We start from the raw sequence: 876 nt of genomic DNA on the forward strand, positions 1-876 counted from the left end.
GGCGTCGATCTGCTGGTCGGCGGCCTGACCCTCGGCGCGGCGGCCCTGGCCGGGGCGATTGCCGGCGGCGCCCTGCAAACGGCGCGCAGTTATGGCAGCCGCTTGCTGGGCAAGATCAAAGGTCAGCGCGAATTGACCGTCGATGACAGCGTGCTGCGCCTGTTGGCGCTGCGTCAGCGTCAGTTGGTGCAGGCATTGAACCTGCGCGGGCACGCGGCGATGGACAGCATCCAGGTCGCAACGCCGCAGGACAAAACCTGGCGCGAAGGCAAACTGCCGGAAGCATTGAACAAGGCCCGCGCGCATCCACAATGGTCGTCGCTCAACCCCCATGCCAAATTGAGCCAGGCTGAGCGGCAAGAACAAATTGAAGCCTTAGCCGAGAAAGTCGTAAACCCATAACCCCTTGTAGCAGCTGCCGAGCAACGCGAGGCTGCGTTCGGCTGCGCAGCAGTCGCCAAACCAATCCCCGCGCATGTTCAGGTTACCGCGCACACCGGATTGGCGAGGACTTCGTCCTCGAACGCAGCCTCGCGGGCTCGGCAGCTGCTACAGGGCACGTGCGCAGTGGTCGTCGGTCAGGGTGAGCGGCCAAAACGAATTGAAGCGCTAGCCGAGAAAGCCCTAAACCCATAACCCCCTTGTAGCAGCTGCCGAGCAGCGCGAGGCTGCGTTCGGCTGCGCAGCAGTCGCCAAACCAATCCCCGCGCCATGTCAGGTACACCGCGCACACCGGATTGGCGAGGACTTCGTCCTCGAACGCAGCCTCGCGGGCTCGGCAGCTGCTACAGGGCACGTGCGCAGTGGTCGTCGGTCAGGGTGAGCGGCCAAAACGAATTGAAGCGCTAGCCGAGAAAGCCCTAAACCCATAACCCC

1 protein-coding gene is annotated in these 876 nt (G+C 63.8%); it reads left to right on the plus strand.

Annotated elements, in window-relative coordinates:
• Window positions 1-402: DUF3482 domain-containing protein (locus BI292_RS11675; RefSeq protein ID WP_157831252.1), on the plus strand; the 402-nt coding region annotated here is incomplete at its 5' end.
• Between the last annotated feature and the right edge of the window lie 474 nt (window positions 403-876).

The organism is Pseudomonas sp. 43NM1 (assembly GCF_002836905.1).
Lineage (GTDB): Bacteria > Pseudomonadota > Gammaproteobacteria > Pseudomonadales > Pseudomonadaceae > Aquipseudomonas > Aquipseudomonas prosekii.